15 protein-coding genes are annotated in these 18,114 nt (G+C 38.8%); all 15 read right to left on the reverse strand.

Annotated elements, in window-relative coordinates; genetic code table 11:
* Nucleotides 1–32 precede the first annotated feature (32 nt).
* The gene (locus ACRWP9_RS14095) at nucleotides 33–1,379 is read right to left on the reverse strand and encodes an O-antigen ligase family protein (RefSeq protein ID WP_434926530.1); all 1,347 of its coding nucleotides are present in this window, start codon (nucleotides 1,377–1,379) and stop codon (nucleotides 33–35) included.
* A 433-nt stretch (nucleotides 1,380–1,812) separates the two neighbouring features.
* Nucleotides 1,813–2,517, reverse strand: a complete 705-nt coding sequence (locus tag ACRWP9_RS14100) for a hypothetical protein (protein ID WP_434926531.1) — start codon at nucleotides 2,515–2,517, stop codon at nucleotides 1,813–1,815.
* Between the two features lie 6 nt (nucleotides 2,518–2,523).
* Nucleotides 2,524–3,252: a tyrosine-protein phosphatase gene (locus ACRWP9_RS14105; protein ID WP_434926532.1), complete on the reverse strand. Its 729-nt coding sequence runs from the start codon at nucleotides 3,250–3,252 to the stop codon at nucleotides 2,524–2,526.
* Nucleotides 3,252–5,495: a GumC family protein gene (locus ACRWP9_RS14110; RefSeq protein ID WP_434926533.1), complete on the reverse strand. Its 2,244-nt coding sequence runs from the start codon at nucleotides 5,493–5,495 to the stop codon at nucleotides 3,252–3,254. Before ACRWP9_RS14110 ends, ACRWP9_RS14105 begins: the two co-directional genes overlap by 1 nt.
* Nucleotides 5,495–6,028 (reverse strand): polysaccharide biosynthesis/export family protein, encoded by a 534-nt coding sequence (locus ACRWP9_RS14115; protein WP_434926534.1) that lies wholly within the window; start codon nucleotides 6,026–6,028, stop codon nucleotides 5,495–5,497. The genes ACRWP9_RS14110 and ACRWP9_RS14115 overlap by 1 nt, the downstream gene beginning before the upstream one ends.
* Before the next feature lie 8 nt (nucleotides 6,029–6,036).
* Entirely contained in the window at nucleotides 6,037–7,239 is a 1,203-nt protein-coding gene (locus tag ACRWP9_RS14120) for an outer membrane beta-barrel protein (protein ID WP_434926535.1), read from the reverse strand.
* A 179-nt stretch (nucleotides 7,240–7,418) separates the two neighbouring features.
* Nucleotides 7,419–8,819, reverse strand: coding sequence for an undecaprenyl-phosphate glucose phosphotransferase (locus ACRWP9_RS14125; RefSeq protein ID WP_434926536.1), 1,401 nt, complete (start codon nucleotides 8,817–8,819; stop codon nucleotides 7,419–7,421).
* A 39-nt stretch (nucleotides 8,820–8,858) separates the two neighbouring features.
* Complete coding sequence (locus ACRWP9_RS14130) at nucleotides 8,859–9,602, reverse strand: WecB/TagA/CpsF family glycosyltransferase (protein WP_434926537.1); 744 nt, start codon at nucleotides 9,600–9,602, stop codon at nucleotides 8,859–8,861.
* The gene (locus ACRWP9_RS14135; RefSeq protein ID WP_434926538.1) at nucleotides 9,599–10,807 is read right to left on the reverse strand and encodes an aspartate-semialdehyde dehydrogenase; all 1,209 of its coding nucleotides are present in this window, start codon (nucleotides 10,805–10,807) and stop codon (nucleotides 9,599–9,601) included. The genes ACRWP9_RS14130 and ACRWP9_RS14135 overlap by 4 nt, the downstream gene beginning before the upstream one ends.
* A gap of 21 nt (nucleotides 10,808–10,828) precedes the next feature.
* Nucleotides 10,829–13,006: a bi-domain-containing oxidoreductase gene (locus ACRWP9_RS14140; RefSeq protein ID WP_434926539.1), complete on the reverse strand. Its 2,178-nt coding sequence runs from the start codon at nucleotides 13,004–13,006 to the stop codon at nucleotides 10,829–10,831.
* Complete coding sequence (locus ACRWP9_RS14145) at nucleotides 13,003–14,049, reverse strand: glycosyltransferase family 4 protein (RefSeq protein ID WP_434926540.1); 1,047 nt, start codon at nucleotides 14,047–14,049, stop codon at nucleotides 13,003–13,005. The genes ACRWP9_RS14140 and ACRWP9_RS14145 overlap by 4 nt, the downstream gene beginning before the upstream one ends.
* Complete coding sequence (locus tag ACRWP9_RS14150) at nucleotides 14,046–15,266, reverse strand: hypothetical protein (protein WP_434926541.1); 1,221 nt, start codon at nucleotides 15,264–15,266, stop codon at nucleotides 14,046–14,048. Before ACRWP9_RS14150 ends, ACRWP9_RS14145 begins: the two co-directional genes overlap by 4 nt.
* Nucleotides 15,263–16,447, reverse strand: a complete 1,185-nt coding sequence (locus ACRWP9_RS14155; RefSeq protein ID WP_434926542.1) for a hypothetical protein — start codon at nucleotides 16,445–16,447, stop codon at nucleotides 15,263–15,265. The genes ACRWP9_RS14150 and ACRWP9_RS14155 overlap by 4 nt, the downstream gene beginning before the upstream one ends.
* A gap of 1 nt (nucleotide 16,448) precedes the next feature.
* A complete protein-coding gene (locus tag ACRWP9_RS14160) occupies nucleotides 16,449–16,964 on the reverse strand; it encodes an acyltransferase (RefSeq protein WP_434926543.1) in 516 nt (171 codons plus the stop codon).
* Entirely contained in the window at nucleotides 16,957–18,072 is a 1,116-nt protein-coding gene (locus ACRWP9_RS14165; RefSeq protein WP_434926544.1) for a hypothetical protein, read from the reverse strand. Before ACRWP9_RS14165 ends, ACRWP9_RS14160 begins: the two co-directional genes overlap by 8 nt.
* Between the last annotated feature and the right edge of the window lie 42 nt (nucleotides 18,073–18,114).

Here is an 18,114-nt window from a genome sequence, read left to right on the forward strand (position 1 = left end):
TAGGCCTAAAACAAATATGATATTTCTGGCGCTTATGGCGCTTTTTGCAGCCTGGAACCCTGCTCAGTGGGTAAATAACGCACCAACCAACACAGGGTTAATATAGTCAAAAACAGCAAGGTATTCGCCGGAGACTGCAAATTAAAATCAACCGTACAATGAATCAGCATATGCACAATCGCCATCGCGCAGCCAAATGCAATGCCTTTGTACAGTTTATTATTACGTAAATACATGGTTCGGCAAGCTAACCACAAACAATAAATTATCCATAACCCAAGTGACGCTGTAATGACAACCCCATATTCTACTGCAAATTGAATATAGTCATTATGGGCATGGTCATAAAAGCCGGAATAAGGCACGGTTTGATACTGCGGAAAAACAGTGTAAAAACTGCCGGCGCCGTTACCGGTTAACCAGTGTTGTTCAATAATCGGAATACTGTCTCGCACCACATCATCACGTGTTTCTGCCGCAAATGAGGTATCTTCAATACGCTGCTTAACCTTTTCGACCCCAAATATAGACCCAACAATAATCAAATCTAAAATAAAAATACTGATCACCAGCGGCTTTAACATTTTTGGCGGATTACGGTAAATCACCAGGGCCAGTAAGGCTACGGTAATTAACGCGGTAAAAAATCCAGCGTTACCCATACGCGAGCGGCTTAAAATCAAGCCAATAATCATAATCACAATGGCTAATCGCAAAATAATCTTACTGCTTATTAGGGTTTCAAATACCCCTAACATAAAGGTTCTAAAATCAAATTGGCCTGAACGGGTTGTTTTTAACTCAGATATTAACCAACCAAAGGCAATGCTAATCGACAGGGCTAAAAAGTTAGCAAAATGGTTTTGATAGACAAATGATCCCCTTGCCCTGTCACCATCGCTAATACCAAATATTGGCGACTTTGGTAAATCCAGTAAATTCAATACACTGCCGTAAAATGCCTGAATACAGCCAGACACAATAATAGCAATACACACCCAACGCAGCAGCCTGGCTGACTGGCAATGCACAGCTAAAAGGTAGACAAATAAGCCAAAACATAAGGTTTTAATTAACTGCTGAAAAGTTTGAAACCCATCAACGGTATCAATACCCGTCACCAATCCAGTCCATTGCAGCAAGGTAAACAGCAATAATAAGCCTATCGGCAACAAAGCATACTTCTGCCAATGCTGGGTAAATAAAGGCTGGCTGCGCACAATACAAAATACTAAATGCAAACACGACAAACTAATAATGTAAAACTCAATAATAGACCAAGCCCAAATACGATTACTGGCAAGTGGAATAGGCGCCCACACCAGTAAAATGCACAGGGCAATAATAAAAAAAGAACTGCCATATAAAGATGGTTTCATAAAACGTTAAATAACCTCTTGCGGAACGAATAAAAAAGCCAGTTTGCTATGCTTATTTTGCCGTCATCCTCGAATGCTTTTATCGGGGATCCATTCTTGGCTTTAAGCGCCTGAACTGCGGCTAAAGGATTTAGATCCCGGCCCAGAAGCATTACCGGGATGACGTAGTAGAAACATACCCGGATGACGTAATAGATCCCGGCCCAAAAGCTCTACCGGGATGACGTATTAGAAGCATACCCGGATGACGTAATAGATCCCGGCCCAAAAGCATTACCGGGATGACGTAGTAGAAACATACCCGGGTGACGTAATAGAAACATACCCGGTTGAGGTCATTGATCCCGGCCCAGAAGCATTACCGCGATGACGTAATAGAAACATACCCGGGATGACGACAGGTGACGGGACAGATGATTCGCTGCTCGTCACACTAACGTTTTTTACACAAGGTATGTTCTATCCAGTTAGCAGTGTTTTCTGCTAGCGGTTCTGTCAGGTGGTTAAAATAGCTGCACACTACAGACTGTTTCTGGAACAACCCCATAACACTAGCAAGATGACGACGGGTGTCATAACCCATTCCGGCGGCAGTTTTTAGGGTTTCAAACACTAAATACTTATCCTCCATGGCAATAGTGTCCCAATTGGCAAAGCCAACCGTTAACACCTGTTGCACTACCTCAGGGGCAAAAGCGCCGTAATCTAGCCCAAGGCGCAGCTGCTTAAAGGCTAAATCGGGTCTAGCCTGGTAAAATGCTAAATTAAACGCGTAATCGCTATAGGCTGCAGGCCAATTGCGGCGCAGCTTAATGGCCTGGTTAAATAACTGGTTAAACTCGTCGCTTGTAAACGCATCAAAACCTGAATAAATGCCCCACTCCATCACTTTAGCCAGAGTAATAGCATAATGCGGGCTAGTATCATTTAAATCATAAGCTTTGGTTGCGGCCGCTAGGGCGTCACGGTACTGGGTTTCATCAATAGCCGTTTTACCTTGCCAGGCAGTAAGGTAAAAATTAGATTTAAAATGGTAAGTACTCGCTACGCCCTGGTTAAACACCAAAGGCAGTAAACTGACTAAGCCTAGCAGCAGCAATAGCAAAAAAAACTGGCGGGAATAACGCTTTATCGACATACAATATTAATCATTAAATAAACAAGCAGAAATTAACGCAGGCGTATTGCGGGTAACATCATCAGCGTACTGTTTATCTGTTAACTCACACACTCTTTGCCATGCCTGGGCAAGCTTTGGCGGACGCCTGTTCACACTATGACAATCAGACGCCACTATGGTGTAGCGCTTTTCTATAATCCATTTCTCAGCCAAGGTTTTGGCCGCGTCGCTCATATCACCCAGCAACGAAGCCCCGGTTAATTGAAATAAACAGCCTAACCTGGCAAATAACTCAATCCGTTCAGGGTGAGCTTGTAGCTCGCGGTTTCGCTCAGGGTGAGCAATCATAGGCAGCACATTTTTAGACAACAACCAGCTGATTAACTTATCTGTGCCAGGGGTAATATGGCTGCTGGGTAACTCAAGCAATAGCACATCTTTATCGGCAAATCGGCCAATAAAAGGCAATTGTTGCCGTTCAATAAAAAACATGATTTCAGGGCAAATACGCACTTCTGCTGCGGCACGAATATTTAGCTTACCGCCACGCAGTGTGTACTTTTGTTGCAATAGCTCAAATGCCGCAGTAATGGTGCTGATATTATTATCAAACACCCCCAAATGAATATGTGGCGTGGCCACCATATGGGTAATACCTTGCTGTTCGGCTAATTCAAGTAATGCTAGGGCTTCGTCAATCGACTTAGCCCCATCATCTATGCCAGGTAAAATATGGCAATGTAAATCAAACACTATGCCGTTTTCCCATCACTTTCAGCTCGCTCTATACTCGCAGCGTCTTGCCCATAAGCCTGATAGTAACCATATTGACCATAATACTGGCGCGCCTCGTCGGTATTAAACTGGTTTAATACCACCCCAAACACTTTACCGCGGGCCTGGGTTAACTTAGCTAGTGTCAGTTTAATCGCTTCTGTACGAGTATTATTAGCCTTAACCACAGCAACCACGGCATCACAATGTGACGACATCACTAAGGCATCACTCACGGCATGTACCGGAGGCGTATCAATAATAATTTTGCTGTACTGGCCTTTTAACTCGGCCAACAGCTCAGCAAACCTAGGCGACGATAATAGCTCTAGCGGGTTTAACGGTATTGCGCCCGCTGGCATTAAGTCAACATTCGGTTTAACGTTTTCAACAATACAATGGCTTAGTGCATCAGTACCGGTAAGGTAATTAGCTAAACCATGTTGAAACGTTGGTAAACCAAAACGCATGCCCATATTCGGTTTACGCATATCGGCGTCAATAACAAGCACTTTTTCCATCGCCGAATAGGCAAACGCGATATTCATCGACACTGTGGTTTTACCTTCATTAGGAAACGAAGACGTCACTTCTATCACCGACAAGGGTTCACCAATGGCCAACAAAGACAATGAAGTACGGATCGATCGCACACTTTCAGCATGCAGACGTTTTTCGGGATCAAAAAAGGCAAAGTTAGTTTGTTCAAAGGTTTCTTTTTTGCCGGCTTTAGGAATATAACCTAACGCCCGTTGTGCTAATAATTTCTCAACATCATCAGTTGACTTAATAGTGTCGTTAATAGCATCAAACACTAATACCAATACAATACCCAGGCCGAAACTGGCGACAAAAGCTAAAATAACAATCAGTTTTTTCTTCGGTTTTATCGGCTCTAATGCAATAACAGCATAGTCAGTAAAGCGTGCCACGGGTGAGTCAAAATCACCGGTTACTTCGGTTTCTTTTTGGCGCGACAAAAAGCTTTCAAATAGCTGGCGGTTAGTGGCAACTTCACGTACCAGTCTGCGGTAGTCAGTGTCCACTGAACTTAAATTTTGAAACGAGCCTTTAGACTGGCTAAATTGCGCTTCCAAGGCTTTAAGTTTTTGGGTCGCTGATTGTGCTTCATCTTCAATACCCTGCACTAATCGGCCAATTTGAGTGCGAAGATTTTGCTGCACTGTGGCTAGCTCGGCATTAGCACCAATCATTTTAGGGTGCTTAGGGCCGTAAACTTGTGACAGTTCCGACACTTTACGCTCAACTAAAATCACGTCTTTTTTAACGTTTTGCACCGACATATGTGAGGTAACTTCAGGCAAGCTTTCCAGGCGACCAATATCTGACTTACCATATTGTCTTACCACAGACAAAAAGCTTTCTGCTTGTGCTTTAGTCGATCTGGCAACGGTAATTTCATCGCTTAAACGTTCAAGTTCTTTGGCGTCTAACGCGGTGACCCCTTCAACGTCAACCAGGCCATTTTGACTTTTAAATTGTTCAAGCTTTAGCTCAGATGCATCTAACTTTACGCGTAAGTCTTCTAAACGCCCACCCAGCCACACATTGGCTTTTTGGGTCATGCCAGACTTAGCTTCTAGCTGGCTAACAATGTAGGCATCGCCTATCGCATTGGCGACAGACGCGGCTAATTTAGCATCAGGGCTGTTATAGCTAATATTGACTAACTGAGTTTTTCGCACGGGCGACACGCTAATGTCTGCCATAAAAGCATTAACTAATTTTTGTTTTTTGGCCACATCATCAACTTCAGCCTCGCTGATATCAATCGGTAAAAAATCTAACCAGGATATCACCTGTGACTTTACCTGTGACAAAGCTGAAGGCTTAGCTTCAAAGCTAGGATGATTAATTAAATCTAATTGGTTAAATACTCGCTCAGCAATAGAGCGCGATTTAATAATCTCAAACTGAGTTAAATAGTATTCCTGTTGGCCAGAATTCATACCATACACTTGCTCAATTTTAATCGCCTTCGCCTGTTCTGACTCAATTAGCAGGGTGGCAGTCGAGCTGAAAATAGGTTGTAAGCTAAACACCACAAAGGTAGTTAATGCGGTAATGAGTATTGAAAACGATAAAATACGCCACTTTGACTGCATCACTGGCTTAATCAGCTTACGTAAATCAATCACCTGCTCAATGGCTTTTTCAGGTGAATGAGGTTCGTTTATTAACACATTGGCTTGCGAGGTCATTAAAAAAATCTCTGTTCAATAGTAATAGTATCGCCAGCGCTAATTTGACTATTAATAGTACCGTTCACTGATTCTGACTTGGTCCCTTCGCGTGAGATAAAAATTTTCTCCTGCGAGGCACGTTCGGTAAGCCCCCCAGCCAGGGCGACAGCCTGATTGACTGTCATGCCGGGCTGATAAGGGTAGCCACCGGGTTTTTTAACTTCACCATGAATATAAAATGGTCGATATAACACAATGCCCACAAACACATTAGGCTCAACCAAATAATCCCCTTTTAAACCTTTATATACTAATTCTTCAACTTGCTTTATCGACAAGCCTTTAACCGAAATGGTACCTAAAAAAGGGTAATTTACCTTGCCACTATTGGTGATTTGCGTTTCAAGTGTCAGGTCATCTTCACCAAACACTTTAATCACAATGGTGTCACCTGCACCTAAGCGATAACTGTCATCAATTGCTTCAGCAGACGTTATCGGGCTTAGTAGTACAAGCAAGGCAAACAAACACGGAATAAAAAACCACTTCATCTTAAAACCTATAATGTCATCTGAGCATTAATATAATAAACGTTACGATCAAACCCAAAGTTTTCATCGCTAGACCAGCTATCGGTCACATCAACACCCGCTACAAGTGTTAACCAACGGGTGGTCACGTAAGATGCTGAAAGTGATAACACTTTTAGCTCATCTTGACGGTCAACGCCGTTATAGTCATCATCGGTTTGGTTATAGCTTACGTTAGTTGATACAAAGTCATTCCAACCGTGGTCCCAGCTAACGCCATAGGTGGTTGACTCAATATAGTTACCTGCACCATTAGGGTCTTTAGCGCTGTTACCGGTATTGAATGTCAGTGCTGAGTAAGTTAATGGCGACCATGTCACGCTGGCGTCCCACGATAAACCACTAAAGTCATCACGGCTTGCGTTATCAAAGTCTTTTTCCTGGTTACCTATTCGGATAGAACCTGATGTAGCAGCGGTTGCTTCCCAATCAACACCGACGCGATAGTAAGTGCTGGTACTGTTGCGATCACCACTTGGATCAACCGCCTCATATTCAGTGTTGACTATGCTGGTATCAAATACCCAGCTAACCGATGCGCCGCTATCGTAATAAAAAACCGCGCCATACTTGGTATCTGCATAATTACGAAATACCGTTGCCGCTTCAAAGTTAGTGAATTCTTTATCATAGTAATTGGCATTGACTTGCACGCGCGCAGGCGTGGTTTGTGCGCCATACTCGTAAAAGCCACCTACATTGTAACTGTCAAAAGTAGCAGGTTCATTTTGTAAATCACCGTTACCTTCAAACACTCCGCTACCACGTTCTTCATGGCCAGCATCATAGTTTGCATTAACGTTAAATTTGTTTGACTGGTTTAGTTCAACATCTGCTGCACCACCTAGATTGAAATCTAAGAAGTTATCGTCAGAACTGTCTAAAAAGTTACCGTAATCAAGATTGGTTTGGAAAGTATATTCACTATTACCATCCAATAATTGACCTTGCAAACCGGGGGTAATACCTAAAATCCAGCTGTCTGTTTTAAAGGTTTTAGTGCTGGCAATGTTGTCATCGTATTTAAAACCAGTATTAAGATACGGAATTAAATCAATGCCAGATGCCGTTTGAATCACGCCAGGCTGTTCATCTGCAGCAAAGGCTGGCGACAAAGCAAACACGCTGAGCAAGGCTGCACATGAGCAACTCAATTTAAAAGGGATGTTCATTTTATATATCCTTATAAAAACACGTATAGCAGAAAAGTGAGATTAGAACTCGCACCTATAACTGCTTATTCTACTTAAAATTATTCATCAAAACTTATTGCCAAAACTCGTTATCGAAACCTCTGTCAAACAAGGGGATTAAGCAATCGAGCTAACACTATCTAAAAAGTAGTGACTATCTAATAAACATTCTTGCCGACAAAGCCCTTAAATAAAGTCATAAACACAATTCTAACGTCCCACCACAGGGTCCAGTTACGAATATAAGCAAGGTCATATTCAATGCGCATTTCCATCTTATCTAATGTGTCGGTTTCACCGCGCCAACCGTTCACTTGCGCCCAACCAGTAATGCCGGGTAGCACCTTGTGGCGCAGCATATAATAACTTACCAATTTACGATATTGCTCATTATGCGATACCGCATGAGGCCTTGGGCCAACCACCGACATATCGCCCAATAACACATTAAAAAACTGTGGCAATTCATCTAATGAGGTGCGGCGAATAAACGCGCCTACTCTTGTAATACGGGCATCACCTTTACTGGCCTGGGTGACAATATCGGCATTTTCAGTCACCGTCATCGACCTAAACTTCCACACTTTAATTTTACGACCATCTAAGCCGTATCTGTCTTGCTTAAATAACACCGGCCCTGGTGAGGTAACAAACACCGCAATAGACACAGCTAATAACACAGGCGATATAGTAATAATGGCGAAAAAGCTGAATACCACATCAAAACTGCGTTTATAAAAACGCTTCATGCCATTTACCGGCGACTCAAACACACTAATGGTATCAACATCACCCACGTTGCCAATACGCGCATGCATCAGGTTTTTAATTAAAAAGTCAGGGGTAATTAGCACATCAACCGTGGTATTACCCAATTGCTCTATAATTTCGGCAATACGCTTTTCTGCTAATAAAGGCAAACAAATATATAACTTTTGAATGTCGCCATTTTTAGCTAATTCAATCGCATGATTAATATTGCCTTCTATTAACTTAGGCTCGTGGCTTTCAATCCGGCTAGGGTCTCTATCATCAAAAAAACCGACACAATCAAAGCCAAGTTCGTCGTGTTTCCAAATTTCTTCATATAAGCTCATCCCCATATCGGTTAAGCCAATAATGGCTACCTTATCGACATTGTAACCTTTAACCCGTCTAATCCGTTTTATTTCACGCACACAAAAGCGCCAGCTTAATAATAAGATGACCGACAGCACGTACCAACCCACCATTACCACCCGTGAATACAGCTCGGCATATTTGAAAAAAAACAGCGTAGTCACAATTAACACAAAGCATATGGTCACAATCATAACCAATAGGCGACACATGTTGGAAAACTTACCTAATCGCCACGACCGATATAACCCGAATGACTCACTAATATAACTAAATAGCAGCAGTAACCCTGCAAGCACTAATAGGTAGTCTTTATCGAAAAGCACCCCATAGCAGTAGGTAATAATGAATAAAGAAAATATTATTAATGAAATATCAACCATACGAAAAAGAAAACTCGCTTTGGAATCAACAAACTGAAAGTTAGAAGGGCTATCCATATCATTTACCTAAATTTTAATAAATATTCACTAATAAAACTAAAGCTTGTGACTTGAAAAAAGCTTTTCTTTTAAAAGCAAATAAAGAAAAACAGAATTAGTGACAAAATAGCGCTTCCACATTCTTCCTGGTTCTTGCATAACACGATAAAACCACTCTAAACCGTACTTTTGCATCCACACTGGCGCCCGCTTCACTTTGCCTGCAACCACATCAAATGTGCCACCTACACCCATAACAAAGTCGACACCTAATTTGTCTTGCCACTTATTAATAAAGTTTTCTTTTTTAGGTGAGGTAATAGCAACAAACAATAACTTAGCGCCTGATTCACGGATCTTATTAACCACGGCTTCTTCATTGTCCCAGAAGTAACCATCGTTGAAGCCAGCCACCTTCAAATTTGGATAAAGAAGTTGAACTTTTTCAGTCGTTTTTATCACCACATCCTCTGTTGCCCCCAACAGAAAAACAGGAAACCCGCGTTTCGCGCTCATCTTTAGCAATTCATGAAACAAGTCAACACCGGCAACACGCTCGGGCACATCATGGCCTAAAAATCTCGCACCAAATACAACCCCCATACCGTCAATGTTAATCACATCACAGGCGTTGACTGACGCAGCTAAAATAGGATCTTTTTGCATATGCACAATTTTGGCAACATTAACGACGACATGCTGTAAAAATTCGCCTTTGTCTATTTTAGCTTCAATAGAATTGACAGTTTCAGCCATGGTCGCAATATCCATTGGCGACTTGAGTAATTCAATACGTTTCATAAATGGGTCTTTTCCGTTTCCGTTTGGCTTTGTTGAAATGCTAAATCTTGAGCTTTACATCGATTAAAATAAGCAAATGAATAATAAACCCATGCTTGAGTCCAGCGAACATAGTTAATCTTATTGCTAAAGTGTTTATTTTTTTGATAAATAAACCTTTGCTGCTTTGGTAAATATAAGGCTTCAATCGCCCGCTCAATCACTTTTTCTGCCATCGCAAAGTCAGCTTCAGTTTTACCGACTTTAAGCAAAGTAAAAATAGCCTGCGACACGCTATGCATATCAAGTGGGTAACGATTGGTATTGTAATATTTAGCCGTGCCATCTTGTTCAAATAAATGGGTTTTATAATAGGTAAACCCAAGGTCAATTGCAGATTCAAACTCATCAACCATTAACGCATCACTCAGCATTCTAAGTGCTTCAAGATTATAACCTGTGTGAAAACCATCAATAAATTGATGATGATGGCGAGCACCATAAACCCAAGACCCATTAGCCCCTTGTTCAGACACCGACTGCCTTGCGGCATTCAACGCTAATTGCTTGTAGCTATCGTTATTGGTTAATACCGCAACCTTAGCAACCCAGGCCGCACCCCATAAACTGGCATTATGCACAAACGCCGTTTCGCCGGGAATATAAGCAAAAAATTTGCGCCCCTCAAGCTCGCTATAAAGCGTTTTTACAATAAAATGTGCCGAATCTAGCGCAGGCTCACGATACTTATTGTCACCGGTCACTTCACTTAATGCATATAAAGCTTGAGCGACATAAATAGTGGTGATCACATTCGGTTTGCCTTTGGGCACAAAAAAAGCACGCGCATTCCAATCAAAATGATAACCCCAGCAACTGTGCTGCCATAGGGCTTTATCACTTTGTTGAGTTAACAACCAATCAGCCAACGCTGTTGCTTCTTGTAAAAAATTAGCCTGCCCCGTGGCTTGGTAATCGTCAAGCAAACCTAAAATAAACAGCCCTATCCCCTTCGGATTACGCATTTTAGGAATACCAAACAGTGGCCGTAAATTAATAGGCAAACGTTTGTGAACTTGTATCCACGCCAGCCCAAATAACCCTTTTTTTAAACTCGGCACTAAGTTAAAAAATGCACTGTTTAAACCATCAAAAGGATCTTGGCCTGCATAGTTGTTGTTCTGCGCATCGGTTAAAATCGCAGTATTTATCGTTTTTATCTTCATAATTTAAAACGGGCAAGCCCGTTATTCTTGCTCAAGAATAGATAAGTCAACGTTCAATGTTGTGCCAACGGCTAACGATTCAACAGCTAAAATAGTTGCCAAGCTGTTACTCATTAAACATTGGTAACTTACACAGGGCTGACCTGAAGTTAAGCCTGCCAACCAAGCATTTAACATCGCCTTTTGACCCTTGTCTTGTGCGACTTGTTTTTTGACTTCTTGCTTTGCGTCGCCAGAATATAAAACCGCTTCTTTAAAATCATTAATCACAGCACTTCGGCCACCGCCAAATACTTCAATATATTCTTTCTGCATCGCCTTAGCGCCATCAGCGGTATAAATAATGGTTGCTATAGATCCATTTTCGAACGTTAAACTAATAACAACATTATCGTTAAGCAATGCAGATTTATTCGGTTTTGAAGTACCTATAGCTGATACCGTTTTAGGATTACTTCCTACAAGCGCTGACGCTAAATCAACGAAATGACAACCTTCACCTATCACTCGGCCACCACCTGTTTTAACATCTTGAATCCAATGATCCGCCGGAATGCTGCCAGAGTTAACGCGAATATTCACGACTAAAGGCGCTTGTACCCCAGAAAAATGGGCGATAACATCTTGTGTTGAAGGTGCAAAACGACGGTTGAAGCCGACCATAACCTGGCTATTATCATTAGACATTTTAGCCCTTTGGATAAGGCTCAACTCTTCTACAGTTAGCGCGATTGGCTTTTCAACATAAACATGTTTATTTGCATTGATAGCAGCCACTACAGATGATGCATGAGTATCATGGCGTGTAGTCACCATAATTGCATCAGTATCATCCGTTAAAATTTCATTGAACTCAGCGGCACAAAACACAAAACCAAACTGCTTAGCAACCCCTTGAGCGGTTCTGCCACTTGCGGTAACTAAACCTCGAAATTCGACATTTTGTTTATCAACTAAAGGAGGCAGCAAACTTGCGGTGGCATAATTACCCGCACCAAAAAATGAAATGCCCAATTTATCTTTGTTAATTGCTTTAGTACTCGTAGCAATACGCGTCGCATTATTTAAAACATCAGTATTGGCGGCATATTGCATCACAATACCTAAATACGGTTCGGTTTTTGCCCCTTCAATTAACTGATACGCTAGTGCGGCTTGATCCACCATAAAGCGGTGAGTAATAAGTGACTTAACATTAACTTTACCTTGGCTGACTAACTCTAAAAAAGTCTGCATATTACGTTGTTCGGTAAAGCGTACATAGCCAAGCGGGTAATCATTGCCGTTTTCTTCATAAAATGGATCATATCGGCCAGGTCCATATGAACGAGAAATCACCACACTGATTTCTTTTTTAAAGTAATCTTCACGCGGAATATCCATACGCACAGCACCAACAACCACCACACGGCCTTTTTCACGGGTAACAGCACCGCACAATTCAATCGGTTGATTACTCGATGTACCAGCACAAACCAGTACACCATCTACACCATGCCCTGCGGTTAATTGCTTACATAGTGACTCAACATCGGTTCCAGGCCCTGCACCGATAGCACCAAACCCTTCAGCCTGCTTAACTAGGCTAGCGTCTAAATCGGTGGCAATAACGTTACAGCCATTGGCACGTAACAGCTGTACGGCTATTTGGCCAAGCAAGCCTAAACCTAAAACTAAAAAGGTTTCGCCTAACCTAGGTTCAGCTAAACGAACGCCTTGTACCGCAATAGAGCCAACGGTAGTAAACGCAGCTTCTTCATCGGTAACATTTTCAGGAATTTTAACCACTAAGTTTTTAGGAATGGTCACAAATTCTGCATGGTTAGCATAATCAGCACCACCACACGCAACTCGGTCACCTGGTTGTATGCCTTCAACCAAACCGCCTGCGGCAACCACAACACCAGCACAGCTATAGCCTAATGGTGATGGAGAATCTAAACGAGACTTCACTGTTTGAAAGGTCTTTTTTAACCCTTCAGTTTGTATTTTTTGTAACACTTGTTTAACTAAATCAGGGCGTGCTTTGGCTTTTTGAAATAAATTCTTTTTGCCCATATCAATTTTAGTTTTTTCAGTACCAGCACTGATGACGGAAGCTGTATTACGAACCAGCACAAAAGCATCGGTTAATGTTGGAACTGGCACTTCATTAACTTCAACTACGCCGGTTCTAAGTGTTTGGGTAACTTGTTTCAATGTACAATTTCCTTATAAATTTTCTTCAAATCTTTAAAAACAGCATCAGGGTAGTAATTTTCCACCTTTTTTGATGATAAATTGCTGAATTTCTGACGAAGATCTGCATCTTTCATTCTACAAATGCAATTAACCAAACCATCTAGATCACCTGGTTCGTATAATAAGCCATTTTTATTGTCATCAATTAATTCCGGTATTGCTGCAATATTAGTTGCAATGACCGGAACGCCTATAGACATAGCCTCCAATATCACTATTGGCATCCCTTCCCTGTAAGAAGGAAGAATAAGTACATCAGAATCTGATATCGCTTTATATTTATCTTCTGAATCTAACCACCCTAAATTAATAACATTAAGGCGTGTATTATTTGATGCTTCATCAATTACATGTTGTAATTCACCAGCACCGGCAAATGAAAACTCAATATTATCATTCGCTAAAACCTTTGCTGCCTCAATTAAATCTAAAATACCTTTATTCTTTATGAAAAACCCTAAAAAAATAACTTTTAAATAAGCAGTACTTCTTATTAGTTTATCTCTGCTATAACTAACAGGGTCAACAGGATTTCTGAGAACAATTACATTATCAAGAGTGTAGTAGTTGGATAGCTCAGCTTTAAGTTTGGCACTTAATACAATAACAAAATCAGCCTTATTTAAAAGAAACCTTACTAGTTCCTTTCTCAACCCTAATTTAGTGAGGAAAAACTCTTCGAACCTGCTAGCATGAAAATTCCAAATTACAGGCTTACCCAATATTTTACAGAGAATCAAAAAAATAGATTTTCGATAAAAACTACCGTGAGAAGACCCTTGTAAATGAACAGCATCAATTGACTTAACGCTACAAAGAAATATGACTATCGCTTTTATGAAAACAATCAAATTATTAAGCTTGCTACCATGTTTATAGCCAGTTGTTTTTAATAGTTTATACTCGACACAATGATTTTTAGATTCCTTATAAAAGGTCTTAACAACACTAGCTATACCACCATTACTAGTCAAATCTGTTCCGACAACTAAAACCTTCATTGAAATTTCCCTGTATTTGAAATACCGCAATATTTCAATTGCAAAATTGATAAAACAAACAAAACGTCCAAGAAAAACCGACTTCCGCCTTGAAATAAAACAAAAAGTAAATAAGAAACAAACATTGAAACAGCAAGGGCAAACATATTTTTATTGTGGCCCTTACAATTACGAATCAACTTATAACTTAAACTTAAAATCATAATATATAGATATAAACCAATTAACCCATTATGAGTTAAAGCATCAACAAAACCGTTATGGGAAAAAACTCGGATCCCCACTACAGCTTCCATATTATCTTTAGAAGGTCCTATACCCGTACCAAACACCCAACCGAACAACCCAGAATCAAACCAATAAACAAGGTTTGTCCACCCCATCCACAGCCTGCCAGAACCAACATTGTAAAACCAATGCTCATGCTCCCTTTCATAGACACTTCCATCAAAGAGTCTGAGCATAATAGCTTCGTTATTAGACACAACTAAAGTTAAAACCAAAATTATTAATATTAAAAAGGGTGTAAACTTAATAAACCATCTAATCCCATAAAATGAATATAAGAAAGTTAATAGACCTATTAAAATCATCAACAGTCCAGTTCTAACTAGAGTTTTGAAAATGATAAATAAAGCGAAAACAAGTAGAATACAATAGAGATACTTCATTACTTTATCTTTTTGAACTGTAATCTTATAAAGAAAATATAACCCAACAGCACCCATAGTGATACTAGCAGCATGACCATTTTGAAAGGGGCCAGAGTAACCAGTTTCATCGCCACCAAGAGCAGTCAGTGCTATACCAGAGGATAACTCAGGTAAAAACCCAAAAACAAAAGGAATATTAAAAAGCAATAAGCTAATTGAAACAAAAGATATAGTCTGATTTACAACTCTTTCAGCTTGCTTGGGGGATCTATTATATAAAGTACTGAAAAAGTGTAGGATCAGTGGGATTGTAGAGGTTTTCACTAACTCCATAAATGATTCAAAAAAACTATGAATAGCGCCGAACGAAATAATATGTTTTAAGCTATATAAATAAGAGATTAAGTTTAGCTTTGTAATTCTCAAATCAGATATAGAATAAATAAAAATGGCACCTAAAAGTGCAGCCTTCCAGAGTAAGGATACTTTTACACCAAAAATACTTAATGGCTCAAGGTATACGGCCAAAAAAAATATGAAGAACAAAAAAAAACGCATGATCATGTTAAAAGCTCACTAACAGACTTAATAACTTCCTGTTGTGAAAAAACACCTTTCGCACGACTATATAACTCTTCAGTTATATCTATAGAATTGAGAGAAGCAATCAATTTAAGCATTTCATTATCATCCATACAATGAGTAACAACTACACCATTATTTATATTACTTATAAGATCACTTGATTCACTAAACTGGTTTGTTAAGCATAAAATTGGGATTGGAATATTAAAGTACTCGGCAAGTTTGCTAGGGATAAAAGGTGAATCTGTCATTTCAGCTTCAATTAACAAAACAGCTTTTGCTGAGAATGCTATATTAATTGCCTGTTTCTGCTCTACCTCACCAACCAATTCAAAATAGTCCTCCCATTGATTCTCTTTGATAACATTTAAAAACATGTCACAAACTCTACCAACAAGTTTAATTCGGTCTATCTTTAAATGTCCTAGTGAATCTACTAGACATTGAAAAAATTTAACATTGACTCTTTCTTTAGATAAATGCCCTATGTGCACGATATAACTATCACCTTCTACAGATTTCGAGTCTAAATCAATGTCTGCCATCTGATGCCTTACAATATTACACTTATGTTGTAAGGTTATTTGTAGTTTCTTCTCAATATATTGCATTGCTTTATTGTTTGTAAGTAAAACAGCATCTGCAAGATTGAGTACTTTTTTACTTCTAAACTCTTGTAATTTACTAATTAAAGGTAGTGCACTATTGCTATAGGGTTTTGGCATAATTGAGTGTGGCCATGGATCACTATAAAAACACAACCAGTTAAAATCATGCTTTTTATATACATCTAAAACAGCTAAATGTGAATCAAATGGCTCTGACAAGGAGATAACATTATTACTATATTGTAAATTATTGATTAACTCCTTCGATACTTCACGTGACCAAGCATTCCCAAACGTAACTTTAAACTCTTTTATTAATTTTCTAGCTATTTTTTTAAAAAAACCAACTTTATAACTATCAACAACAGGCGGTTTCCCCACCCTTATAATGACTAAATTCTCATTATTACTTTCGAAAGTATCACCATTTCTTACTGTAATTAAAATAACTTTATACTTAAGAGTTAGTGCATCAACAAAAAGTTTCGCTTGTATCGATCTAGCATTAGTTAAAGGCGGATAGTATTTTGCAACAACAATTATTGTTTTCATTTTATTGTCTCTCTGATATTTTTTTTGCCGGAACACCGGCATAAATACCATATTCATCTGTGCTTTTAGTAACTACTGAACCAGCAGCTATAACAGAACCTTTTTGAATAGTGACGCCAGGCATTATTTTAACATCAGCAGCGATCCAAACATCAGATTCTATTACAACCTTACTTCTGCTATAGCCTTGTTCACTTATTAAAAGACTTCTAGATATAAAATTATGATTTTGACTATAAATAAGCGCTCGAGGCCCTATAAGTACATTATCACCAATATCTATACCTCCTGCACAGTTTAAAACACTACCTCTATTGATACTTACATTATTACCTAGGCGTAAATTTCCCCTATACTCTATGGTTACACCATCCCATATCATAAAGTTTTGAGGCCCACTTAACTTGAAAAAAAAACGCCTCAAAAAACAACCAGTGAAACCTGGAATACACTTTAAAAAATGTAAAAACCACATGTCCAATTCCAGCAATATATAATATTTTAATTTACTAAACATAATTTTTTGACTTTAAGTAATATAAATAGGTTCTTACCATCCAAACAAAAGAAATTGAATAGATACAGAAATATACATTTTTAAAAAACAAATTAACTACACAAACAACACTTAACAAACCTAATGACATGTGATTTATTTTCAGGATATCATTAGAACTCGATTTCGCACCCATAATTGATGATAATAATGAATATGGAACTTTGCAAATAGCTATAATAAATGCAGCAAAAAAAACTTTAAAATCAAAATCTAGTGATATTAAATCTTTTACCGAGTACAAAATGACACTATAAAATACATATAATATAGATGAAAATAGAACTATCCGCCTCAAAGAATCTACCAAATTTATTTCCTTTCCAGCTTTGAAGGAAACCAACTCCTTATAACCAATATAATTAGAAATAATACCTAGAGGGAAAATCAGCAAAGTTATAAGATAAGCATATTCAGAAAATTCTTTATCAGTCAATATACCTTCTAAAAATACTCTATCAAAACTCCCCAGTACGGCAAAAAAAACAAAAGACATAAAAAAAGAATATTGAAAAACGATATTTTTAAAACTAGAGGACTCATTGGGTATTACTAAAACATCTGTAAACAATCTAAAAACGTCTTTTAAACAAAACAATAAAGATACACTAAAGGATATAACAACGTAGTTTACCAAAGCATCTACGCCAATATAACTATCAATAAAAAAAGCTATTAAAACCAATAAAAAAAATGCTATCTTCCAAGAATTCAAATAAAACTGAGAAATAAAAAACTCACTTTTCAACCGAGTAATAATGGAGCATAAAAAAACTAAAGAAATGATAATAAAGATTAAAAAGTAAATAGAATAGGTATACTTTAAGCCAATATAATCACCAACAAAAAAAACAAAACAAAAACAAGCTAAAACCCATGAGATAAGTAACTGCAATAATAATATAAAATCCACTTCAATTTTATTTCTAACTAAAGTTGAAAATCTTAAAAGAACGCTATCAGCACCTAAAAAACCTAACGTAAATACATAACCAATAAATATTTGTACGATTACAAAGCTACTATATACTTCTGGTGATGTATAATTTTTTAATACTACATTGGTCATAAATGTACATATAGAGGCACTCAACATTAATAATAACGACGA

Origin of the sequence: Shewanella sp. HL-SH2 (genome assembly GCF_051164935.1) — a bacterium.
Taxonomy (GTDB): Bacteria; Pseudomonadota; Gammaproteobacteria; order Enterobacterales; family Shewanellaceae; genus Shewanella; species Shewanella glacialimarina.